The following is a 20,921-nucleotide window of genomic DNA, read 5'->3' on the forward strand; positions in this document are numbered from 1 at the left end:
TAAAGCGAAGCAGTCCGGCACCCCACCCGCGCAGGCCCGTCACCGCACCCCAACAGCCCCGCGCAGCGGACCCGCCCCGCGCAGCGGACCCGCCCCGCGCAGCGGCAACGCCCCGCGCAGCGGACCCGCCCGCCGCCAGGCGAAACGGCGGGAAAGCCAAAGACGGGGCAGGCAAAGCGCAGCGGAACGGCGACAAACCGCCACGACGGGAAAGACAAAAACGGCGGTCAATCCTTGGCCGGCCACCGCCGGCCTCGCAAACCCACCCTCTCGTCGGTGGCAACCGACACCGCCCCGGTGGTGACCGTCTCGTAGACGGCGAGAATGTCGGCACCGACGGTGCCCCAGTCGAACCGCCGCACATGACGAGCGCCACGCTCACGCAGCTCCGCGAGACGCGACGGGTCACCGAGCAGTCGTACCGCCGCAGCGGCGAGCGCCTCGGCGTCCTCGTTGGTGAAGAGTTCGCCGGCCTCGCCCTGGTCCAGGACCTGGGCGAAGGCGTCGAGGTCGCTGGCCAGTACGGGCGCCCCGGCCGACATCGCCTCGACGAGGATGATGCCGAAGGACTCGCCGCCCGTGTTGGGCGCGACATAGAGATCGACGCTGCGCAGCAGCCGCGCCTTGTCCTCGTCGCTGACCATGCCGAGGAATTCGACCCGGGAGCGCATCTCGGCGGGCAGCGCGGCCACCGCTTCTTCCTCGTCACCGCGTCCGGCGACCAGCAGCCGGGCGTCCGGTACCTCGGCCAGGATCGCGGGCAGCGCCTTCATCAGGACCGGCAGGCCCTTGCGCGGTTCGTCGATCCGGCCGATGAAGCCGATCGTGCGGCCCTGCCATTCGGCCTTGGCCTCGGCCGAGCCGAAGAAGCCGACGTCCACGCCATTGGGGATGACCACCGCATCGCCGCCGAGGTGTTCGACGAGGGTGCGGCGGGCGTATTCGCTCACCGCGATGCGTGCGCTGATCTTCTCCAGCGCGGGCTGCAGGATCGGATACGCGGCGATCATCGCCCGTGAGCGCGGGTTGGAGGTGTGGAAGGTCGCCACGATCGGGCCCTGTGCCGCCCAGCAGGCGAGCAGGCCGAGCGAGGGCGAGGCCGGTTCGTGGATGTGGATCACGTCGAAGGCGCCGTGCTGGAGCCAGCGGCGCACCCGGGCCGCGGAGAGGAAGCCGAAGTTGAGCCGGGCGACCGAACCGTTGTACGGGACGGGGACGGCGCGGCCGGCCGAGACGACGTACGGCGGCAGGGGGGTCTCGTCGTCCGCGGGGGCGAGCACGGAGACCTCGTGGCCGAGGCGGATCAGGTGGTCGGCCAGGTCGCGGATGTGGAACTGCACGCCGCCGGGGACGTCCCAGGCGTACGGGCAGACGATGCCGATCTTCACGCCGTCTCCGTTCCGGACGCCGCGGTGCCGTCCGGGGCGCCGGACTGCTCGCGCGGCTCCAGGTCGGCGAGCCAGAGCCGCTGCAGCATGTGCCAGTCCTCGGGGTGGTCGGTGATGCCGGAGGCGAAGGCGTCAGCGAGCGCCTGGGTCATCTGGGCGGCCTTCTCGGCGCGGGTGCCGGTCTCCGGGGCCTCGATCTCGGGGTGGACCCGTCCGCGCATGACGGCGGTGTCGTCGTACCAGAGCGTGACGGGCAGCAGCATGGCACCGGTCTGCAGGGCGAGGACCGCGGGACCGGCCGGCATTTTCGCCGCCTCTCCGAAGAACTTGACCTCTATCCCCGAGGCGGACAGATCGCGGTCGGCGACCAGACAGACCAGGCCGCCGGCCCGCAGCCGCCGGGCGAGGGTGCCGAAGGCTGAGCCGCCGGTGTGCGGCAGCACCTCCATGCCCAGGCCTTCACGGTAGGCGACGAAACGGTCGTAGAGGGATTCCGGCTTGAGGCGCTGGGCGACGGTGGTGAAGGGGACGCCGAGTTTGGTGGTGACCCAGGCACCGGCGAGGTCGTAGTTGCCCATGTGCGGCAGGGCGAGGATGACCCCGCGGTCGCTCTCGAGCCCGTCCACCAGGTGGTGCACGTCCTCGGGGGTGAAGCCGCCCCTTATCCGGTCCTTGCTCCAGGCCGGCAGCCGGAAGGACTCCATCCAGTAGCGCATGTACGAGCGCATCCCGGCCCGGGAGAGCTCGGCGAGCCGCTGCGGGGTGGCGTCCGGGACGACCCGGGCGAGGTTCGCCTCCAGCCGCAGGACGCCCTTGCCGCGGCGCTTCCAGACGGTGTCGGCGATCCGGCGGCCGAGCCGTACCGCCACGCCTTCGGGCAGCTTCTTGACGGTGCTCCAGCCCAGTGCGTAGAGCGCGTCCGCCAGTTTTTCGGTGTCCAGCCGCGGCCGGTGCGTGCGGTGTGGACTCATACGCCCGTTCCCCCTTGTGCCATGGCATCGGCCTCGGCCGATTCCCGTCGTACCGTCACCACGCGCTGGCCGAGGGTGACGGCGCTGCCGACGCCGACGATCCACAGGGCGATCGGCAGCAGCACCTCGACACCGGGCACCCCGAAGGCGTGCAGACCCGACAGCCCGCAGGCGACCAGGGTGATGACCAGGCGCTCGGCGCGCTCCACCAGTCCGTTGACGTTCACCGGCAGCCCGATGGCCTCACCGCGCGCCTTGGTGTACGAGACCACCTGGCCGCTGGCCAGGCAGAAGATCGCCATCGCGCAGAGGATCAGGCTGTCGCCGCGCCCCGCGTACCACAGGGCGAGCCCGCCGAAGATCGCCGAATCGGCGACCCGGTCGAGGGTGGAGTCGAGGAAGGCCCCCCACCGGCTGGAGCGCCCCAGCTGCCGTGCCATGTTGCCGTCGACCAGGTCGGAGAAGACGAACAGGGTGATGACGACCGTGCCCCAGAAGAACTCTCCCAGGGGGTAGAAGACCAGGGCGCCGGCCACCACGCCCCCGGTGCCGACGAGAGTGACCGCGTCCGGGCTGACGCCGATACGGATGAGCAGGGCGGCGAACGGCGTGAGAACACGCGTGAAGAACGCACGCGCGTACTTGTTCAGCATGGCCTTCCCGGAGGTCGATATGGGCCGCGCGGTCAAGGGGCCACCGGCTGGCCCATCGTAGCCAGGAGGTCTTGGGCCACCACGAACGCATCGCGGCGCGGAGCGCATCCCACGGCTCGGGGGCGCCGCCGCGCGCCCGTGGACGCGCCCGCGGGCCCCACCGGGCGCGTTAGGGGACCCTTGGGAGCACCGGCGCCGCGCGCCCGCTATGGACGCGACATGGCCACGGTGGAAAGCTCGAATCACCGCAAAGTGTCGACCTGGAGGCGAGACACATGAGCGAGAAATCGAGTACACACCCGGGAGCCGCCGGCAGGGCATCAACGGCCGACCAGCCCACGGCCCTGCGGAATGTGGTGTTGGTCGGCCACTCCGGATCGGGAAAGACCACCCTGGTCGAAGCCCTCGCGCTGGCATCCGGCGCGGTCAACCGGGCGGGCCGGGTCGAGGACGGCGGGTGTCTGTCCGACTACGACGAGATCGAACACCGCCAGCAACGCTCCGTACAGCTCTCCCTGGTCCCGGTGGACTGGGGCGGAGTCAAGATCAATATCTTGGACACCCCCGGATACGCCGATTTCGTCGGGGAACTCAGGGCCGGTCTGCGCGCGGCGGACGCGGCCCTTTTCGTTGTCTCGGCGGCGGACGGCGTGGCCGGTGCGACCCGGATGGTGTGGGACGAGTGCGCGGCCGTCGGCATGCCGCGCGCGCTGGTCGTCACGCACCTGGAGGCGTCCCGCTCCGACTTCGACGAGATGACCGAGCTCTGCCGGACCTCGTTCGGCGGCGAGGACCCGGACGCGGTCGTGCCCCTGTACCTCCCGCTGTACGGGACACCGGGCGCCGACGGCCACTCCCCCGTGCACGGCCTGATCGGCCTGCTCACCCAGAGGGTCTTCGACTACTCCTCCGGCGAGCGCACCGAACGCGCGCCCACCGAGGACGAGCTGCCGCGGATCGAGGCGGCGCGCAACCGCCTCATCGAGGCCATCATCGCCGAGAGCGAGGACGAGTCCTTGATGGACCGCTACCTCGGCGGCGAGGAGATCGACGTCAAGACCCTGATCAGTGACCTGGAGACGGCCGTTGCCCGCGGCACCTTCCACCCCGTGCTGGCCGCGGCCCCGGCCGCCGAGGGTGCCAGACAGGGTCTGGGCACCGTGGAGCTGCTGGAGCTGATCAGCGGCGGCTTCCCGACCCCGGCGGAGCGCGAGGCACCCGCCGTGACCAGCCCGGACGGCGCCGTGCGCCCGGCACTGAGCTGCGACCCCGACGGCCCGCTCGCGGCGGAGGTGGTCAAGACCTCCTCCGACCCGTACGTCGGCCGGATCTCCCTCGTCCGCGTCTTCTCCGGCACCCTGCGCCCGGACGAGATGGTGCATGTCTCCGGCCACGGGCTGGAGGACCGGGGACACGAGGACCATGACGTCGACGAGCGGGTCGGGGCGCTGTCCACCCCGTTCGGCAAGCAGCAGCGCCCGCTGTCCAAGGCCATCGCGGGCGATCTGGCCTGTGTGGCGAAGCTGACCCGCGCCGAGACCGGCGACACCCTGTCCGGCAAGGACGACCCGCTGCTGATGGAGCCCTGGACGATGCCCGACCCGCTGCTGCCGGTCGCCATCCAGGCACACAGCAAGGCCGACGAGGACAAGCTGTCGCAGGGCCTGGCCCGCCTGGTCGCGGAGGATCCGACGATGCGCCTGGAGCACAATCAGGACACCCACCAGGTGGTCCTGTGGTGCCTGGGCGAGGCCCATGTCGATGTCGCGCTGGAGCGGCTGCGGACCCGCTACGGCGTCCAGGTGGACACGGTCGCGCACAAGGTGTCGCTGCGGGAGACCTTCGGCGCCCCCGCCGCGGGCCGCGGACGCCATGTGAAACAGTCCGGCGGACACGGCCAGTTCGCGATCTGCGAGATCGAGATCGAACCGCTGCCGGGCGGCTCCGGCATCGAGTTCGTGGACAAGGTCGTGGGCGGCGCGGTGCCCCGGCAGTTCATCCCCTCCGTGGAGAAGGGCGTACGCGCCCAGGCCGAGCGCGGGGTCGCCGCCGGGCATCCGCTCGTCGACATCCGCGTCACGCTGCTCGACGGCAAGGCGCACTCCGTCGACTCCTCGGACGCCGCGTTCCAGACGGCGGGCGCGCTGGCGCTGCGCGAGGCGGCCGGTGACGTCCGGATCGATCTCCTCGAACCGGTGTCCGAGGTGAGCGTGATGGTTCCGGACGATTTCGTCGGCCAGGTGATGAGCGATCTGTCGGGGCGCCGGGGCCGGGTCGTGGGCACGGAGCAGTCGGGGGCGGGGCGCACGGTGGTGCGCGCCGAGGTGCCCGAGATCGAGATCGACCGGTACGCCGTCGATCTGCGCTCCCTCTCGCACGGCACCGGCCGGTTCTCCCGCGCTCACCTGCGGCATGAGCCGATGCCGCCACAGCTCGCCGACAAGTGGCGGGAACAAGCCGAGAACGGCGCATAGTTAACGGCGAATCAGCCGTTGGGGCGGTCGCTGTCCGGCTCAACTCCCCTGGGCCGGCCGGCGGCTGTACGCTGAGTTCCTGCCGTTGCCCAGGGCCTGTCTTCCACGTCCCGTCGTCCGCCCGAGGCAGGCGGGACGTGGAAGACAGGCCCTGGGGCCGGCGGCAGGTTGCGAGGTCACGGGCTCGAACACAGGCCCTCAGCAGGTGTGCCGTCGACGGAAGTCGGGAAGAGCCGCATCATCGGATACGTGGGGTGTGGGGGCGGTAGTGGCAGACGGCTTTGACTTCAGTCCCGGGGCGCAGGTCCCGCTCTCGGGGAGCGCCGGGCAGACGGCGGCGACCCAGGCACTGGCCTCGGCCGCCTACCGGGACAGTCCGCTGGCCGACATCTCCAAGGCCGACTCCGACTCCGGCAAGTCCGCGATCAAGAAGCCCAAGCTGTCGCTGTTCGCGCCCAATCTCGGCGAGGCGTTCTCGCGTGCCGTGCAGGTGCGGATGCTCGGCGGCGGGCGCGCCGCGCTCATCCAGTCCTTCGGGACCGAGCCGCAGACCATCGTCGAGCACTGCCTGTCCGCCTCCCGCGTGCGCAAGCAGCGGGACGCCAAGCTGACCCTGCTGATGGTGCTGTTCGGCGTGCTGTTCCTGCCGGGCGTGCTGGTGTGGCTGGGCGTCTTCCAGCTGCGGAAGATGCTGTCCAAGGACGGTGCGGGCAAGGGGCTTTCGCTGCTCGGCGGGCTGCTGCTGACGGTGCTGGCCGGCGTCGGCCTGTTCTTCATGATCAAGCTGCCGCTCACCGGTTTCTGGCCGCTGTACGCCCGCGCCATGGTCCTCGTCCCGGTGATCGGCTGGTGGTGGGCCAAGCAGATCTGCGAGCACACTGCGGTGGCCATGCGGGAGTCCTGGAAGGGGCTGCTGGAGGGCGGCGGCGTGGCCGCGAAGATCCCCGAGGCGGTGCCGCAGGACCCGAACCAGACCGCCGCCGAAACCCTCCGCCAGAACCTCGCCAAGATCTCCGCCGAGCAGACCAGCAACGTCGTCTTCTACGCCGGCCCCAAGGGCATACTCGGCATGGGCACCCGCTGGGGCAGCTGGCAGCTCGCCGAGGAGCTGACGCCGGCGCCGGGGAACGCCGAGATCCACCCGTTCCGCAGCTGGGACGTCATCCGGGCGATCCACGACAAGCTGCGGCTGCTGGAGCGCAGTCCGCTGCACACCGGCGGCTTCCCCACGCCGTCCGTACGCCACTGGATCGTCTCGCCGGTCGGGGAGAAGGCCGCCGCCGTCACCCGCCCCGAGGGCACCCATGTGGAGGCGTACCAGATCCGCGGGCACGAGATAGAGCGGATCTGCAACGAGCAGCAGTTCGGCAGCGGCAACCGCCACTACCTCGGCGTCCAGTTCGTGCTGTGGGACGGCCAGCTGGTGATCACCCTGATGATCACGGTCACCGTGCTGCACGAGACCCTGCGCATCGAGGTGACCGGCCACGCCCTCGGCCCGGTCAACGGCCTGTTCACGACCAAGCCCGAGCCCAAGACCAAGGACGTCGCCAAGGTCGTCAAGTTCTGGGAGACCAAGACCCAGCACCTGCCGCTCATCGAGCCGCAGGAGGTGGTCCGGCTCGCCGCGCGCGCCCCGCTGACCTGGTTCCCGCCGGTGCTGGACTTCCTCGGCGGCAAGCTGACCCTCCCCGAGCCGTTCGGCCTGCGGCACGTCTGGGCCGACAAGCCCTGGCGCCACCGCTTCATGGCCGATGACGCGCTGCGCGCCGCGACCCCGGTGCTGCGCACCGTCCACGCCGCCGCGATGAGCGTCCTCAAGGAGAACGGCGTGGACACCGAGCGCTTCACCAACCGTTCCCTGGTGCTCAGCGGCATGATCCAGGGAGTGGAGCCGCAGAAGGCGGACGAGTACAACGCGTAGGCCCTGGGGCGTCTTTCTCAGCGGAAGATGCCCGTGTGCCCCAGGGAGTACCGGCCCGGCTGCGGGTAGACCGCCAGTCCGTGCGGGCCCTGGCCGACGGGGATCTTGGCCAGGGTGGCGCCGGTACGGGTGTCCAGCGCGTAGACCTCGGAGTTGTAGCGGCCGGACAGCCACAGGACCTTGCCGTCGGTGGACAGGCCGCCCATGTCGGGGCTGCCGCCCCCGCGGATGCGCCATTTGCCGATGAGGGCGCCGGTCTTGAAGTCGAGCCGGGAGACGGAGCCTTCGCCGCGGTTGGAGACGTACATGTAGCGCGAGTCGCGGCTGACGTAGAGGCCGTGGGCACCCTTGCCGGTCGGCATGAGCTTGGGCTGTGTGAAGGTGTCGCCGTTGAGGATCCAGATGCCGTCGGCCATCATGTCGGCGATGTACCAGGTCTTGCCGTCCGGGGCGATCTTCACGTCCTGCGGCATCGCCCCCTCGAACGGCAGCTTCTCCTGGCCGATCACCTTCATCTTCTCGGTGTCGACCTTGAGCAGTTCACCGGAGAACTCGCAGGAGACGATGAAGTACCGCCCGTCGGGCGAGAAGTCGGCGTGGTTGACGCCCCCGCAGTTGACCGGCAGCGTCTTGCGGATCTCCATGGTGTGCGGGTCGCGGAAGACCAACTGCCGGTCCATCGAGGCCATCACGACGGCGTACTTCCCGTTGGGCGTGAAGTAGAGGTTGTACGGGTCGTGGACCTTGACGGGCTTGCCGGCCTTGCCGGTGGCGGGGTCGATGGGGGTCAGGTCGTGCCCCCGGTTGTTGTTGACCCAGAGCGTCTTCAGATCCCAGGACGGCACGACGTGCTGCGGCTGTACGCCCACCGGAATGGTCTCGATGACCTTGTAGGTCTTCGGGTCGATGACGCTGACCGTGTCGGAGCCGGTGTTGGGGACGTAGATCCGCGAGGGGAAGTCCTTGACCTGCGGGGCGAGCTTGCCCGGCCGGTCCGCCGCATAGAGATCGTGCTCGTCCAGCAGCGGCGGCATCCCGGGCAGACCGGAGGTGGCGGCCTTGACCGGCGCGCGTTCGACCGGCCGCGGGCTGTGCCCGGCCCGCCCGGTCTCGGCGCCGCCGCAGCCCGCCGCCGTCAGCGCGCAGGCGACGGCGAGCAGCGCGGCCCGGTGACGTGCGCGGGGACGGGGACGGTCGTGGATACGCTTCCGGTCAGCCATCAGGTCACCAGCTCCGTTGTCGTCACCGCGCGCAGACCGCGCCGGCGGAGGCCGTCGAGGATCGGGGGCAGCGCCGCCACCGTGCCGGCGTGCCCGAGGTGGAGGCTCACGACCGAGCCCGGCCCGACCGCGTCCAGGACCGTGCGCCGGACGGCCGGTGCCCCGGGGTCGTCCGCGTCGCGGGAGTCCACGTCGTAGGAGAGGACGTGCGGATAGCCGGCCTTGCGGGCCAGCCCGGTCACCAGGTCCGTGGCCCGCTGGGCCTGCGAGGGGCGGAACCAGCTGCCGATGGTCCCGGTGAGGGCGCGCAGCCGGTCGGCGCACCGGGTGATCTCGGCGTAGGCCTCGGCGGCCGGCAGGGCACAGATATTGCGGTGGTGCATGGTGTGATTGCCCAGTTCGTGGCCGCCGTCGAGGATCCGGCGGGCCATCGCGGGCTGCTCGTCGAGCCAGTCGCCGACGGCGAGCACGGTGACCCTGGCCCCGGCCCGCTCGGCCTCGGTGAGCAGGGCGGTCGCCAGCTTGGGGTCGCCCCTGCCGTGGAAGGTCAGCGCGACCGCACGGCCGTTCCGCGGCCCGTGCGCGATCTGTACGGGCAGGCCGGGCACCCGGACCGGCGGGCGGGCGGTGCGGGCACGGGCGGGCGGCGCATGACCCGCCCCGGAAGAGCCCGCACCGGAAGGGCTCGGCCCGCCGGACCGTACGGCGCCGGCGTCGTCGTCCCGGTGCGGGTCGCAGCCCGCCACCAGTGCACCGGCGGTCACGGCCGAGGCGGCCGCGCGCAGCACGGAGCGGCGATCTAGGGAAGTCACCACCCCATTAGAGAGGCAACTAATCCGAATTAGGGAGATATGCCCGATTCGCTCGGGCGCGTGTCGCTTCGGCGACCGGCCCCGGGCGAGGCCGGACGGCCTCAGGCGGGCCAGGCGTCCGCGAGCATCGCCCGGGTGTCGGCGAGCAGTTGGGGCAGCACCTTGGTGTGACCGACCACCGGCATGAAGTTGGTGTCACCGCCCCAGCGCGGGACGACATGCTGATGGAGATGGGCCGCGATCCCGGCGCCGGCGACGGTGCCCTGGTTCATCCCGATGTTGAAGCCGTGCGCTCCGGAGGCGGTACGCAGCGCGGTCATCGCCTGCTTCGTCAGCTCGGCCAGCTCCGCGGTCTCCGGCCCGTCCAGCTCCGTGTAGTCGGCGACGTGCCGGAACGGGACGATCATGAGGTGCCCGCCGTTGTACGGGTAGAGGTTCAGCACCGCATAGACATACTCGCCGCGCGCGATCACCAGGCCGTCCTCGTCGGACTTCTCGGGGATCGTGCAGAACGGACAGCCGTCGCCCGCCCCCGGGCCGGACGGTTTGTTCTCGCCCTGGATGTAAGCCATCCGGTGGGGCGTCCACAGACGCTGGAAAGCGTCCTGCGTCCCGACTCCGATCTGCTGCTCCGGCTCGCTTGTCATACGGGCCAGCATATGGCTTCGCCCGTTGGCGCCGTGTCGTTGGGGCACCTACCGCGGTCCGCTCCGCGATGCTGAGCCGGTGGACAGGGAACAGCGGCTGTGGGCCTGGGAACGAACCGCCCAGCCCTACCTCCTTGCCGCCTCCCTCCTCTTCCTCACCTCATACGCCGTCCGGGTCCTGGTCCCCGGCCTCTCCCCCGGCTGGCAGACCTGGTGGGAGCTGGTCACCGTCGTCACCTGGGGCATCTTCGTCGTCGAATATCTGGCGCGGCTGGCGCTCAGCAACGACCGGCGCCGCTTCCTGCGCACCCGCTGGCTGGATCTGATCGTGACCGTGCTGCCCCTGCTGCGGCCGCTGCGGATCGTCGACCTCCACGAGCGGATGCAGCGGCGCCGGGACCATCCACGGTTCGCCCTCGAATCGCGGGTGATGGCGTACACCGGGATCACCTCGCTGCTGCTGGGCTTCGCGGCCAGCCTGGCCGTCTACCACGACGAGCGCACGGCACCCGGCGCGAACATCCACACCTTCGGCGACGCGGTGTGGTGGGCCTGCTCGACGCTGACGACCACGGGGTACGGCGACGCCACGCCCGTCACCCCGCGCGGCCGGCTGGTCGCGGTGGCGCTGATGTTCGTCGGGGTGGCGCTGATCGGGGCGGTGGTGGGCTCCTTCTCCTCCTGGCTGCTGCGCCGCTTCCGGCAGGACGGCGAGACCTGAGCCCGGCGGCGGAACATGACGGGCCCCGGAGAGCGAGTCGCTCTCCGGGGCCCGGTGCTCAGGCACGTGTCACACCTGGACGCGGCGCTCCACGACGTCGAGGATCTCGGCGATCGCCTCTTCGCGCGGGATGCCGTTCTTCTGCGTCCCGTCGCGGTAGCGGAAGGAGACCGCGCCGTTGGCGACGTCCTCGTCACCAGCGATGATCATGAACGGCACCTTGGCCTTCTGCGCGTTCCTGATCTTCTTCTGCATCCGGTCCGACGAGGAGTCCACCTCGATCCGCAGGCCCTTGGCCTTGGCCTGCGCGGCGAAGTCCTGCAGATACGGGACGTGGGCGTCGCCGATCGGGATCCCGGTCGCCTGGACCGGCGCCAGCCACGCCGGGAACGCACCCGCGTAGTGCTCCAGCAGCACCGCGAAGAACCGCTCGATGGAACCGAACAGCGCACGGTGGATCATCACCGGACGCTGCTTGCTGCCGTCGGCGGCGGTGTACTCCAGGTCGAACCGCTCCGGAAGGTTGAAGTCCAGCTGGACGGTCGACATCTGCCAGGTCCGGCCGATGGCGTCCTTGGTCTGCACGGAGATCTTCGGGCCGTAGAACGCGGCGCCGCCCGGGTCCGGGACCAGCGGCAGCCCCTGCTTCTCGGCCACCTTCCGCAGCGTCTCGGTGGCCTCCTCCCACGCCTCGTCCGAGCCGACGAACTTCTCCGGGTCCTTGGTGGACAGCTCCAGGTAGAAGTCGGTCAGACCGTAGTCGCGCAGCAGGTCCAGGACGAAGGTGAGCGTGGCGTCCAGCTCGTCCGCCATCTGCTCCTTGGTGCAGTAGATGTGCGCGTCGTCCTGGGTGAAGCCGCGGGCGCGGGTGAGGCCGTGCACGACGCCCGACTTCTCGTACCGGTACACGGTCCCGAACTCGAAGAGACGCAGCGGCAGTTCACGGTACGAGCGGCCGCGCGCGTCGAAGATCAGGTTGTGCATCGGGCAGTTCATGGGCTTGAGGTAGTAGTCCACGCCCTCGTCGAGTTGCATGGGCGGGTACATGCCGTCGGCGTACCAGTCCAGGTGGCCGGACTTCTCGAAGAGCTTCCCCTTGGTGGCGTGCGGGGTGTAGACGAACTCGTACCCCGACTCCTCGTGCCGCCGGCGGGAGTAGTCCTCCATGACCCGGCGGATGATGCCGCCCCTGGGGTGGAAGACCGCCAGGCCCGAGCCGATGTCCTCGGGAACGGAGAACAGGTCGAGCTCGGCACCGAGCTTGCGGTGGTCGCGCTTCTCGGCCTCGGCCAGGAACTCCAGATGCGCCTTGAGCTCGTCCTTGGTCGGCCAGGCGGTGCCGTAGATCCGCTGCAGCTGCTTGTTCTTCTCGCTGCCGCGCCAGTAGGCGGCGGCCGAGCGCATCAGCTTGAACGCCGGGATGGCGCGGGTGCTGGGGAGGTGCGGACCGCGGCACAGGTCCTTCCAGCACAGCTCGCCGGTCTTGGCGTCGAGGTTGTCGTAGATGGTCAGCTCGCCGGCGCCCACCTCGGCGGAGGCCCCCTCGGCGGCCTCGGCGGCCGAGCCCTTGATCCCGATCAGCTCGAGCTTGTACGGCTCGTCGGCCAGCTCCTCGCGCGCGGCGTCATCGCTGACCGCCCGGCGCGCGAACTTCTGCCCGCGCTTCTGGATCTCCTGCATCTTCTTCTCGATGCGCTTGAGATCGTCGGGGTGGAACGGGGTCTCGACGTCGAAGTCGTAGTAGAAGCCGTCCTTGACCGGCGGGCCGATGCCGAGCTTCGCCTCCGGGAACAGCTCCTGCACGGCCTGCGCCATCACATGCGCCGTGGAGTGCCGCAGGATGTTCAGGCCGTCCTCGGAGGAGATCTCCACGGGCTCTACCGCGTCACCGTCGGCGACCTCGTACGCCAGGTCCTTCAGCTCTCCGGCGACCCGCGCGGCCACGACGCTGCGCTCGCCCTGGAAGAGGTCGGCAGCCGTAGTGCCCGTGGTCACCACGCGTTCATCCCGCTCGGAATCGCGTTGGATGGTCACACGGACGTCTGACACCGGTCTCTCCTGACTCATGTCTCTTGCGCGCCAGCGATTGCTGCGCAGCCGAATCGTACCGAGCCACCGGACCCGACCGCGAAACGGTTTCACCACCCCCGGCCCGAAAACCGCTCCTGCGCCGCTATTCCTCGGCGCCGCACGCCTCCTCGAAGAAGTCGAGGTTTTCCTGGAGCGACTTCAGCAGCCGGTCCCGCTCGGCCTCGTCGACCTGTACGGGCGTGACATCGCGGCCGCCGGTGATCCGGCGGAAGCCGCCCCGGCTCTCCAGCCGGCCGCTCACCCGGATGGGCAGTCCCACCAGGTGCGCGTGCCCGGCGATGCGGTAGTCCTCCTCCCCCAGCGCGACCCGCACCTGCACCACGTCCGCCCCGGTGATCACCCGCAGCCGCACCGTGCCGGGCCCGCCGGGACGCTCCCTGCGCAGCCGTATCACCGCGCCGGTCACCCGCACCGGCAGCGACGGCTCGTCGCGCACGTAGCGCTGGGCCGCCTGCTGCAGCGCGGGCAGATCGCCGGGCGAGAACTCCACCGGTTCGGGGCGGGCCGGGCAGCCGGCCGGGGCGCCGGCCCCCGGCGACCACTCGACCGCGATCCGCACGCCCTCCGCGTCCCGCACCAGCGCGATCAAGGCCTGGACCAGCTCATGGCAGACCCCCAGCTCGACGGCCGCGTCGAAGGCCTCCATCCCGCCGGTGGCCCGCTGGTAGTCGGTGGCGTCGCGGGCCGCGTGCAGCGCCCGCTGCAGCCCGGCGACCGCGCCGCGCCCGCCGCGCACCGGGACGAACGCGGTCAGCCGGCGCCCGGCCGCCGCCGGACCGACCAGCACCTCGCCCAGGAACCCCTCGGCCTGCCGTTTGTACCGCGCGCCGTAGTAGCCGGCCCGGCCGTACGTCCCCAGCGCCCCGGCGATCAGCATCGCGCGGGCCGCACCGCGCAGCTGCTCCTGGGCGACCCAGTACGCGGCCCCCGACCCGCCGTCGGGCACCTCGCGCACCCAGCGCACCTCGTCGCTGGGCACCGCGAGCCCCACCAGCACCTCGCGGGCGGAGGCCGAGGAGCTCTGCGCCAGCGCCGCCAGCGCCTCCGCGAGCAGTTCCCCGCTGTCGGGGAAGCGGCGGTCGTGCGGCACCAGCAGGCTGGTACCGCCCGCGCCACCGGGCGGTGTCCACCGGGCGTAGTGGCCCGCGGCCCCGCCCCGGCGCCGCCAGCCGTGCCGGGCCAGCAGCGCGCCGAGCACCGCGGGATCGAGCTGGGCGGGATCCAGGAGTCGCGCATCGTATGCGTCGGTCGGCCGGTACATCAGGGTCTCCCTCCCGCCCCGACCCGCGTCATGATCTCGCAGAGCGCTCGGTCGTCGAAGATCCGCGCGGTGGGGATCCGCACGGTGGTCCTGCGCCGGCCGGTCACCGGATGGCCGGCCAGGTTGATCCAGTAGCAGCAGTGCCGCAGCGCGAGACGGTCGTGGGAGGCCCGCAGCCAGTCCTCCCGGGTCCGCGGGACCAGCATCACGACCAGGATCTTGTGCACCGATACGGGCGTACGGGCCAGCTTCACCAGATGGTCGTTGTCGAGCGTGAAGGCGAACGTCGGCCCCGGCGGGCGGGGGGCGGTCTGGTAGGTGCACTTGAGCTGCACCTTGATGGTGACTTCGTCGTCGACGGTGTGGCCGGGCGCGCCATGGCTGACGTGCCAGTCGATTCCGTTGTCCGGGAAGGGCTGCGCCAGCGAACATCCCGCAGCGGCGGCGACCGCGTGCAGATAGCCCACCTGAAGGGTCTCCATGCACGCAGTGGTGGCGATTGAGCCGCGCTGCGGTGTGGACAGCTGGGGCAGCAGCCCGCCCGGTTCGGGCTGCGCGAGCGTCATCGCGGGGAGCCTTCCGGGCTGTGCCGATCGGTGCGGGTGGATGACGGGGAGAAGGCGGAACCCGTCGGCCCGTCACTCTGGTTGTCTCCGCGTCAAGTGGTCCGCAAACAAAGACGGTTCGAGCACCGGACGGCTCGGGTATCACCAGCTCGGGTGGCGTGCGTGCCATCCCCCGCACGAGCGCGAGGAGTTGGGATGATGCCGTGCTGGTATGACGGACCGCTTGCCGCCTTCGACACCGAGACCACGGGCATCGACGTCGAGCGCGACCGCATCGTCTCCGCCGCCCTGGTGGTCCAGGAGACACCGCGCTCCGCGCCCCGGATCACCCGTTGGCTGATCAACCCGGGCGTCGACATACCCGAGGCCGCCACGGCGGTGCACGGCCTGACCGGCGACCATCTCGCGCTGCACGGCCGCTGGCCCGCGCCGGTGCTGGAGGAGGTGGCGCGTGCCCTGGCCGCCCAGTCGGTGGCCGGCCGCCCGCTGGTCGTGATGAACGCCCCGTTCGACCTCACTCTCCTGGAGCGCGAGTTGAAACGGCACCGCGCCAGCTCGCTCGACGCCTACCTGGGCGGTCATCCGCTGCGCATCCTCGACCCCCGCGTCCTCGACAAGCATCTGGACCGCTACCGCAAGGGACGCCGCACGCTCACCGACCTGTGCGCCCACTACGAGGTCGAGCTGACGGACGCCCACGAGGCGGCCGCCGACGCACTCGCCGCGCTGCGCGTCGTCCGGGCCCTGGGCCATCGCTACGCGGACCGCCTGGAGAAGCTGCACCCGGCGGAGCTGCACACCCGCCAGGCCGTCTGGTACGCCGCCCAGGCGCGTGGCCTGCAGGCGTGGTTCGAGCGCAGCGGCAACCCCGAAACCGTCGATCCGCACTGGCCGCTGCGTCCCGAACTCCCCGCCGCGGCCTGATCCCTCATCAGCAATTCCGGCCCGGCCGGCAAAAGCGCCGGCCGGAATTCCCGGTGCGGTGTTCTCCCCGCACGGTGCCGCCTTCTCCCAACAAAAAGAACCGGGCCGCTTTTTGCGGCCCGGTTCTTGATCCCGGTGGGCGATACTGGGTTCGAACCAGTGACCTCTTCGGTGTGAACGAAGCGCTCTCCCACTGAGCTAATCGCCCGGGTGTCGGCGGGGTTTCCCCCGCGAACGAGCAGAACAATACAGGCCGCGCGGGGCTTCCATCAAATTCCTGTTCCGCCGGGGCCCGGGGCGGCCCCGGCGGGGCATGCGGGGCGCCTCATCCGCGGGCCAGCCAGGCGGCGAGCCCCCGGCGCCCGGACCGCATCATCAGCGCGTGATTGGCGACGAAGACCGGCCGCCCCAGCAGCGCGAACCGCCGCAGCAGCGGCTTGCAGACCTCGACGTCCTGCTCGAAGACGGCGCGGGTGCCGCCGGCGCCGGGCACCACCGTCCAGCGCGCCCAGCCGGCCAGGTCACCGCGCATCCCTATCTCCAGCACCCCCGCGCCCGGGTCCCGTACGCGTTCGCTCGCCACGACCGTGAGGTCGTACGGCAGCACCGAACGGAAGCGGGCGATGCCGCTGCGGTCGTCGAGCGCCGTCACCTCGCGGACCTGCGGCCACCACCGGGGGTAGGCCTCGGCGCGTTCGAGGACGGCGTAGACGACGGTCGGCGGGGCGTTGAGCAGCCAGACGGCGCGAAAACGGTAGCGGTGCAGTCGGCGTGACCGGACGGGCATGGTCCCAGTGTGCGCCCCACGGCGGCGCGGGGGCGCAACAACTGCGACGGCCCGGAGACTTGAAGTCTCCGGGCCGTCGTCCGGGGTGGGCGATACTGGGTTCGAACCAGTGACCTCTTCGGTGTGAACGAAGCGCTCTCCCACTGAGCTAATCGCCCGGGCGCACCGCCAACATTACCCCACGTCGGCGGGCACTTCTGACCACGGCGACGTCACTCGGAGACGTTCCACGGCATCGCGAGCCCGAACTTCCAGACGTAGACCGCGAGCACCGCGGCGATGATCACCAGGCCGACGGCGGTCAGGATGATGTTGCGCCGCCGCACCTTGGGGTCGAGCGCCTTCTGGGCCGCTTCCGTGACCTTCCGCTTGGTCCAGCGCAGCACCAGCTGGGCCCAGACGAATTCCGTCGCCCAGATCGCCATACCGGCGAAGATCACCAGCCAGCCCGGTCCCGGCAGCGGCAGCATGATCACGCCGCCCACCACGACCGCGAGGCCGACGACGAAGACTCCGACCTGCCAGCTCACGTGCAGCGGCCGGGAGCGCTTGATGAAGTGCGGCGCTCTCGAACCGAGCGGCTGCCCGGCCGGAGCGGCGTCCTCCTCCACCGTTCCCGACCCCCCGTTACTCTGCGTATTCATACCCGCAAACTTACCGGACGGGATGGGTCCGGCGGAATTACCGCCGAGGACGATCTCGCAATCCGCCGGAAGAGGTACCTGAAGCCACACAAAACCGTCAGAGGGGTTTACAACGGCACCGTAGGTGGCATGTCGATTTCGCCGACGTGCGAATCCCCGAGCGCACACTGAGCGAAAGGCCCTGGCGCTTATGAACACCACGGTCAGCTGCGAGCTGCACCTGCGCCTCGTTGTGTCGAGCGAGTCCTCACTGCCTGTACCCGCGGGCCTGCGGTATGACACGGCCGATCCTTATGCCGTGCATGCCACCTTCCATACCGGAGCCGAGGAGACCGTGGAGTGGGTTTTCGCCCGCGACCTCCTCGCCGAGGGCCTGCACCGGCCCACGGGCACCGGAGACGTCCGCGTATGGCCGTCCCGGAGCCACGGACAGGGCGTGGTCTGCATCGCCCTGAGCTCCCCGGAGGGCGAGGCCCTGCTCGAGGCGCCCGCACGGGCCCTCGAGTCGTTCCTCAAAAGGACCGATGCCGCCGTACCGCCCGGTACGGAGCACCGGCATTTCGATCTCGACACCGAGCTCTCCCACATCCTCGCGGAGAGCTGAGACGCAGCACGGTTACCGAAAGCACCCACCCGCTCACACTTGCGTCCGTCCGACTCGGGGAGACGGCGCAGGACCGACAAGTTCATACGGCACACTTCGGCGTCGTCGCCGCGGACCCACCGCGGAGTCGGCGCTGAAGCTTGTTCCGGGCGCGGGATTCGGCGACCATGCGGCAACCACACCGGGGGCGGTACCCGTCCGGCCCCACCCTGCCAGGGAGCGGAACCGTGATGATCAGCCATGACACCCGGTGCGCACTGGACGCGGTCGTCGACCTGCTGAACACCGCTCCGGAGGGCGAATCGCCCGGAGCGCCGGACAGCCTGACCGGCCTCGCGGCCCTCGAGGACTTCGTCCGGCGCCATGAGGTCAGCGACGTGGGGGCGCTCGGTGCGGGCGACCTGGCGGCCGTGCGGTCCGTCCGCGCGCGGTTCGCGCGGATCTTCGCGGCCGACGACGACCGTGCCGCGGCCGAACAGCTGAACGCGCTGGTCGCCTCGGCGGGCACCACACCGCAGCTGACCGATCACGACGGGTACGACTGGCACGTCCACTACTTCGCGCCGGGCGCGTCGGTCGCCGAGCACCTGGCCGCGGACGGCGGGATGGCGCTGGCCTTCCTCCTCGTCGCCGGAGAGCGCGAGCGGCTGCGGCGCTGCGAGGCGCCGGACTGCCGGCATGCCTTCGTCGACCTCTCGCGCAACCGCTCCCGGCGCTACTGCGACAGCCGCACCTGCGGAAACCGGCTGCATGTCGCGGCCTACCGGGCGCGGCGGCGGGAGGCCGCGGCGGGCTGAGCGCCGGTCGCGGCGCCCCTGCGGGGTGGGCGGCGACGGGGTGCGCAGCGGCGGTGCGTGGCCGCTTCACAGCAGGAAGAGGTCGTGCACCGCCCCGAGAAGGAGCAGAAAGCCGATGACGGCGAGGAAGAGCATCAGCGGCGGCTGGGACAGCGCGAACAGGCAGCCGCGTGGTTCGGGGGACGGGGCGTCGTCTTGGGCGAGGGCGCACTCATCGTTCATCTCGCGCGCATCATGACGCAGATGATCGTGCCAATGCGCCCGATATGCGCCTCAGCAGCGGTAGTTCATCAGATCCCGTGCTTTTTCAGGATCGCTTCGATGTCCGAGAAGTCATCCTTGGGTGCGCCGCCCTTGCCCTGGGCGGCCTTCCCCTTGGGTGCCGGCTGCGCGGCGCCCCGGGCGGCGCCGAGGGAGGGCACGGAGGCGGCCGGAGCCACCGCGCCGGACCGGTCGGCCGCCGCGGCCTTGCGCTCCTTGCGGCTGCCGATCCCGCCCCTGCGGCGCTCCACTCCCCTGCTGATCATGAACAGCACGGCGGAGAGCGCGAGCACACCGAAGCCGGCCCAGACCGTGGGCTTGAAGACGATGTTGGTGACCCAGTCGATGACGCCCGTCATCACCAGGCCGATGGGAATCAGGGAAAAAGCGGCGATGCGGGTCGCGGCCAGGAACCGCTTGCGGTATGCCGTCAGCGCGGCGATGCCCAGGCCCGCTGCCGACACCGCGGCACAGACGGTCGAGGTCAGCATCCGGTCCTCCTGCTGCTGAAAGGGCGAGCAGGCACTCTGCTCCCTTCCATCCTGCCTTGTCCGGCCGGGCGCGGGCCATGTTCCGGGACGGGCTCAGGGACATCTCGGGGTTGCGCTCCTCCGCAGGTGCCGGTTCCGTCACCGGGGCGGGGTACCAGCGGGTGTCGGCCGGGGGCGGGCTGGAAGACTGGCCCCATGAACGACGCCACCACCTCCGCCGCCCGCCCCGACCGCCCCGTTCTGGACGTGTGGTGCGAATTGCAGTGCCCGGACTGCCGTACCGCCCTGGAGGACCTGCGGGCGCTGCGGGCGCGCTACGGCGACCGGCTGGACGTCCGGCTGCGCCACTTCCCCCTCCCCAAGCACAAGCACGCCTACGTCGCCGCGCAGGCCGCCGAGGAGGCCATCGAGCAGGGCCGGGGCTGGCCGTACATCGAGGCGGTGCTGGCGCGCAGTGAAGAGCTCGGCGCACGCGGCGAGAAGCTGCTGCTGGAGGTCGCCGGGGAGCTGGGGCTGGACGCCGAGGAGCTGGACACCGCGCTGATCGACGGGCGGCATCTGCTGATCGTCGACGCGGACCAGGCCGAGGGCAAGGCGATCGGGGTGACCGGGACCCCCACCTATGTGATCGGCGGCGAGCGGCTGGACGGCGGCACGAGCCAGGAGGGGCTGCGCGCCCGCATCGAGGAGATCGCCGACCGGCTGCTGGCCGGACAGGACTGAGCCGGGCCGCACGGGACTGAGCCGGACCGCACGGGCGCCGGCGGGCCGCACGGGCGCCGGCGGGCCGCACGGGCACCGGGCCGGCTTCACGGGCGCCGCCCGGACCGCCTCACAGGATCGGCTTCCACAACAGGTACCCGGTGGGCCGGTAGCCCAGCGAGGTGTAGAGGCCGAGCGCCGGCGCGTTGTCCGCGTAGACGTTCAGGCCGAGGGCCGTGCGGCCGGCGGCCAGGCTCTCGCGCTCGGCGACCAGCATCAGGGTGCGGCCGTGGCCGTGCCCGCGGTGTGCGGGATCGACCCGTACGTCGACGACATAGCCGCCCGGCTGGTCCGGCATCCGCAGGGCGACCCAGATGCTGCCGACGTCCGCGCCGCGGTGGGCCAGGACGCGCAGCGCCTGGTCGGGCGTGTCCACACCGTCCGGCAGCAGGGCGCGATGGCTCGCGGCCGAGACCTCCTCGGCGCGGGCGCGGGGCATCCCCTGGCCCTGCTGCGTCCGGACGTACTCGGCGAGCGCGGCGTCCCGCCAGGCCGGGTACTCCGCCTCGCTCAGCGCCCGGTCGGAGCTGTTCCCAGGGAGCCGGGGCGGGCCGTCGAGGGTTTTGCTCATCGTGCGGCTGCGCTCGGTGTAGCCCAGCGCCGCGGCGAGCCGGGCGGCGGCCCCGGCGCCGGCGGGGACGGTCACCTCGATCTGCCGGCAGCCCCAGCCGCGCAGTACCTCCTCGGCGGCGAGCGCGGCGACCGTGGCGCGGCCGCGGTGCCGGTCCGGCTCCTCGACGGTCAGCTCCGCGATCCGGCCCGCCGTCGGGCCGAACCGGGCATCCGTCGTCAGCCGGATCCCGCCGACCCGGCGGCTGTTGACACAGATGTCGTACGGGCGGGCCCGGCGCCCGTCGCCGTGTCGCTCTTCGGGTCCCGCGGGGCGCAGCGTTGTGGTCACGAGGACTTTCTACTCGCCCCTG

General features: G+C 71.2%; 21 protein-coding genes and 2 tRNA genes. 7 read left to right on the top strand and 16 right to left on the bottom strand.

The genetic code is table 11. From position 1 onward, the window contains the following. Window positions 1–227: 227 nt before the first annotated feature. The 3 genes from ABZ851_RS22005 to pgsA are packed head-to-tail and all read right to left on the bottom strand — an operon-like array spanning window position 228 to window position 3,012. Window positions 228–1,388 carry a glycosyltransferase family 4 protein gene (locus ABZ851_RS22005; protein ID WP_361130211.1) on the bottom strand — a complete coding sequence of 387 codons (1,161 nt, stop codon included), beginning with the start codon at window positions 1,386–1,388 and terminating at the stop codon, window positions 228–230. Next, entirely contained in the window at window positions 1,385–2,359 is a 975-nt protein-coding gene (locus ABZ851_RS22010; protein ID WP_361130214.1) for a phosphatidylinositol mannoside acyltransferase, read from the bottom strand. Before ABZ851_RS22010 ends, ABZ851_RS22005 begins: the two co-directional genes overlap by 4 nt. Further along, window positions 2,356–3,012, bottom strand: a complete 657-nt coding sequence (gene pgsA, locus ABZ851_RS22015; protein WP_350249878.1) for a phosphatidylinositol phosphate synthase — start codon at window positions 3,010–3,012, stop codon at window positions 2,356–2,358. Before pgsA ends, ABZ851_RS22010 begins: the two co-directional genes overlap by 4 nt. Before the next feature lie 275 nt (window positions 3,013–3,287). Here pgsA and ABZ851_RS22020 point away from each other — a divergent pair, with 275 nt between their 5' ends. Together ABZ851_RS22020 and ABZ851_RS22025 are read left to right on the top strand one after the other, a co-directional pair. Continuing rightward, complete coding sequence (locus ABZ851_RS22020; RefSeq protein ID WP_361130217.1) at window positions 3,288–5,486, top strand: elongation factor G-like protein EF-G2; 2,199 nt, start codon at window positions 3,288–3,290, stop codon at window positions 5,484–5,486. Between the two features lie 268 nt (window positions 5,487–5,754). Beyond that, the gene (locus tag ABZ851_RS22025) at window positions 5,755–7,410 is read left to right on the top strand and encodes a hypothetical protein (protein WP_361130219.1); all 1,656 of its coding nucleotides are present in this window, start codon (window positions 5,755–5,757) and stop codon (window positions 7,408–7,410) included. A 17-nt stretch (window positions 7,411–7,427) separates the two neighbouring features. Here the strand turns inward: ABZ851_RS22025 and ABZ851_RS22030 are convergent, their stop codons facing one another. The 3 genes from ABZ851_RS22030 to ABZ851_RS22040 form a co-directional block, all read right to left on the bottom strand. After that, on the bottom strand, window positions 7,428–8,630 hold the full coding sequence (locus ABZ851_RS22030) for a hypothetical protein (protein ID WP_361130222.1): 1,203 nt from the start codon (window positions 8,628–8,630) through the stop codon (window positions 7,428–7,430). Then, on the bottom strand, window positions 8,630–9,418 hold the full coding sequence (locus ABZ851_RS22035; protein ID WP_361130695.1) for a polysaccharide deacetylase family protein: 789 nt from the start codon (window positions 9,416–9,418) through the stop codon (window positions 8,630–8,632). Before ABZ851_RS22035 ends, ABZ851_RS22030 begins: the two co-directional genes overlap by 1 nt. Before the next feature lie 125 nt (window positions 9,419–9,543). Further along, on the bottom strand, window positions 9,544–10,101 hold the full coding sequence (locus ABZ851_RS22040; protein ID WP_336050825.1) for an HIT domain-containing protein: 558 nt from the start codon (window positions 10,099–10,101) through the stop codon (window positions 9,544–9,546). A 67-nt stretch (window positions 10,102–10,168) separates the two neighbouring features. Here ABZ851_RS22040 and ABZ851_RS22045 point away from each other — a divergent pair, with 67 nt between their 5' ends. Then, complete coding sequence (locus ABZ851_RS22045) at window positions 10,169–10,810, top strand: ion channel (protein WP_361130225.1); 642 nt, start codon at window positions 10,169–10,171, stop codon at window positions 10,808–10,810. A 69-nt stretch (window positions 10,811–10,879) separates the two neighbouring features. On the opposite strand, the gene thrS is transcribed toward ABZ851_RS22045, so the two are convergent. The 3 genes from thrS to ABZ851_RS22060 form a co-directional block, all read right to left on the bottom strand. Then, a complete protein-coding gene (gene thrS / locus ABZ851_RS22050; protein WP_361130228.1) occupies window positions 10,880–12,859 on the bottom strand; it encodes a threonine--tRNA ligase in 1,980 nt (659 codons plus the stop codon). 124 nt (window positions 12,860–12,983) lie between these two features. Next, the gene (locus ABZ851_RS22055) at window positions 12,984–14,162 is read right to left on the bottom strand and encodes a hypothetical protein (RefSeq protein ID WP_361130231.1); all 1,179 of its coding nucleotides are present in this window, start codon (window positions 14,160–14,162) and stop codon (window positions 12,984–12,986) included. Further along, window positions 14,162–14,728 carry a DUF4365 domain-containing protein gene (locus ABZ851_RS22060; protein ID WP_336050819.1) on the bottom strand — a complete coding sequence of 189 codons (567 nt, stop codon included), beginning with the start codon at window positions 14,726–14,728 and terminating at the stop codon, window positions 14,162–14,164. The genes ABZ851_RS22055 and ABZ851_RS22060 overlap by 1 nt, the downstream gene beginning before the upstream one ends. A 198-nt stretch (window positions 14,729–14,926) precedes the next feature. On the opposite strand from ABZ851_RS22060, the gene ABZ851_RS22065 reads away from it, so the two are divergent. After that, window positions 14,927–15,652: an exonuclease domain-containing protein gene (locus tag ABZ851_RS22065; RefSeq protein WP_088801932.1), complete on the top strand. Its 726-nt coding sequence runs from the start codon at window positions 14,927–14,929 to the stop codon at window positions 15,650–15,652. A 136-nt stretch (window positions 15,653–15,788) separates the two neighbouring features. Here ABZ851_RS22065 and ABZ851_RS22070 read toward each other — a convergent pair. The 4 genes from ABZ851_RS22070 to ABZ851_RS22085 form a co-directional block, all read right to left on the bottom strand. Next, window positions 15,789–15,860: transfer RNA gene (locus ABZ851_RS22070), tRNA-Val, on the bottom strand. A gap of 117 nt (window positions 15,861–15,977) precedes the next feature. After that, on the bottom strand, window positions 15,978–16,439 hold the full coding sequence (locus tag ABZ851_RS22075; RefSeq protein ID WP_361130234.1) for an SRPBCC family protein: 462 nt from the start codon (window positions 16,437–16,439) through the stop codon (window positions 15,978–15,980). A gap of 86 nt (window positions 16,440–16,525) precedes the next feature. Beyond that, window positions 16,526–16,597 (bottom strand) — tRNA-Val (locus ABZ851_RS22080). Window positions 16,598–16,651: 54 nt separating this feature from the next. Continuing rightward, a complete protein-coding gene (locus ABZ851_RS22085) occupies window positions 16,652–17,083 on the bottom strand; it encodes a TIGR02611 family protein (RefSeq protein ID WP_129297326.1) in 432 nt (143 codons plus the stop codon). A gap of 190 nt (window positions 17,084–17,273) precedes the next feature. Between ABZ851_RS22085 and ABZ851_RS22090 the strand changes: the two genes are divergently transcribed. Together ABZ851_RS22090 and ABZ851_RS22095 are read left to right on the top strand one after the other, a co-directional pair. Then, window positions 17,274–17,687: an SsgA family sporulation/cell division regulator gene (locus ABZ851_RS22090; RefSeq protein ID WP_003959770.1), complete on the top strand. Its 414-nt coding sequence runs from the start codon at window positions 17,274–17,276 to the stop codon at window positions 17,685–17,687. Between the two features lie 227 nt (window positions 17,688–17,914). Continuing rightward, on the top strand, window positions 17,915–18,484 hold the full coding sequence (locus tag ABZ851_RS22095; RefSeq protein WP_336050815.1) for a CGNR zinc finger domain-containing protein: 570 nt from the start codon (window positions 17,915–17,917) through the stop codon (window positions 18,482–18,484). Window positions 18,485–18,550: 66 nt separating this feature from the next. On the opposite strand, the gene ABZ851_RS22100 is transcribed toward ABZ851_RS22095, so the two are convergent. Next, entirely contained in the window at window positions 18,551–18,706 is a 156-nt protein-coding gene (locus ABZ851_RS22100) for a hypothetical protein (RefSeq protein WP_018087659.1), read from the bottom strand. A gap of 68 nt (window positions 18,707–18,774) precedes the next feature. Next, the gene (locus ABZ851_RS22105; RefSeq protein WP_361130239.1) at window positions 18,775–19,236 is read right to left on the bottom strand and encodes a hypothetical protein; all 462 of its coding nucleotides are present in this window, start codon (window positions 19,234–19,236) and stop codon (window positions 18,775–18,777) included. Window positions 19,237–19,431: 195 nt separating this feature from the next. On the opposite strand from ABZ851_RS22105, the gene ABZ851_RS22110 reads away from it, so the two are divergent. Further along, window positions 19,432–19,959, top strand: coding sequence for a DsbA family protein (locus ABZ851_RS22110; protein ID WP_336050813.1), 528 nt, complete (start codon window positions 19,432–19,434; stop codon window positions 19,957–19,959). A 109-nt stretch (window positions 19,960–20,068) separates the two neighbouring features. Here the strand turns inward: ABZ851_RS22110 and ABZ851_RS22115 are convergent, their stop codons facing one another. Further along, on the bottom strand, window positions 20,069–20,899 hold the full coding sequence (locus ABZ851_RS22115) for a GNAT family N-acetyltransferase (RefSeq protein ID WP_361130242.1): 831 nt from the start codon (window positions 20,897–20,899) through the stop codon (window positions 20,069–20,071). Window positions 20,900–20,921 lie beyond the last annotated feature (22 nt).

Origin of the sequence: Streptomyces sp. NPDC047049, from assembly GCF_040643995.1 — a bacterium.
Lineage (GTDB): Bacteria > Actinomycetota > Actinomycetes > Streptomycetales > Streptomycetaceae > Streptomyces > Streptomyces mooreae.

Excerpts from the sequence above, each read along its gene's own strand:
- ABZ851_RS22010 (WP_361130214.1), bottom strand. The coding sequence starts at position 2,359 with ATGAGTCCACACCGCACGCACCGGCCGCGGCTGGACACCGAAAAACTG.
- ABZ851_RS22075 (WP_361130234.1), bottom strand. The coding sequence starts at position 16,439 with ATGCCCGTCCGGTCACGCCGACTGCACCGCTACCGTTTTCGCGCCGTC.
- ABZ851_RS22085 (WP_129297326.1), bottom strand. The coding sequence starts at position 17,083 with ATGAATACGCAGAGTAACGGGGGGTCGGGAACGGTGGAGGAGGACGCC.
- ABZ851_RS22030 (WP_361130222.1), bottom strand. The coding sequence starts at position 8,630 with ATGGCTGACCGGAAGCGTATCCACGACCGTCCCCGTCCCCGCGCACGT.
- ABZ851_RS22105 (WP_361130239.1), bottom strand. The coding sequence starts at position 19,236 with ATGCTGACCTCGACCGTCTGTGCCGCGGTGTCGGCAGCGGGCCTGGGC.
- ABZ851_RS22110 (WP_336050813.1), top strand. The coding sequence starts at position 19,432 with ATGAACGACGCCACCACCTCCGCCGCCCGCCCCGACCGCCCCGTTCTG.
- ABZ851_RS22065 (WP_088801932.1), top strand. The coding sequence starts at position 14,927 with ATGCCGTGCTGGTATGACGGACCGCTTGCCGCCTTCGACACCGAGACC.
- ABZ851_RS22040 (WP_336050825.1), bottom strand. The coding sequence starts at position 10,101 with ATGCTGGCCCGTATGACAAGCGAGCCGGAGCAGCAGATCGGAGTCGGG.
- ABZ851_RS22060 (WP_336050819.1), bottom strand. The coding sequence starts at position 14,728 with ATGACGCTCGCGCAGCCCGAACCGGGCGGGCTGCTGCCCCAGCTGTCC.
- pgsA (WP_350249878.1), bottom strand. The coding sequence starts at position 3,012 with ATGCTGAACAAGTACGCGCGTGCGTTCTTCACGCGTGTTCTCACGCCG.
- ABZ851_RS22100 (WP_018087659.1), bottom strand. The coding sequence starts at position 18,706 with ATGAACGATGAGTGCGCCCTCGCCCAAGACGACGCCCCGTCCCCCGAA.
- ABZ851_RS22090 (WP_003959770.1), top strand. The coding sequence starts at position 17,274 with ATGAACACCACGGTCAGCTGCGAGCTGCACCTGCGCCTCGTTGTGTCG.
- ABZ851_RS22055 (WP_361130231.1), bottom strand. The coding sequence starts at position 14,162 with ATGTACCGGCCGACCGACGCATACGATGCGCGACTCCTGGATCCCGCC.
- ABZ851_RS22020 (WP_361130217.1), top strand. The coding sequence starts at position 3,288 with ATGAGCGAGAAATCGAGTACACACCCGGGAGCCGCCGGCAGGGCATCA.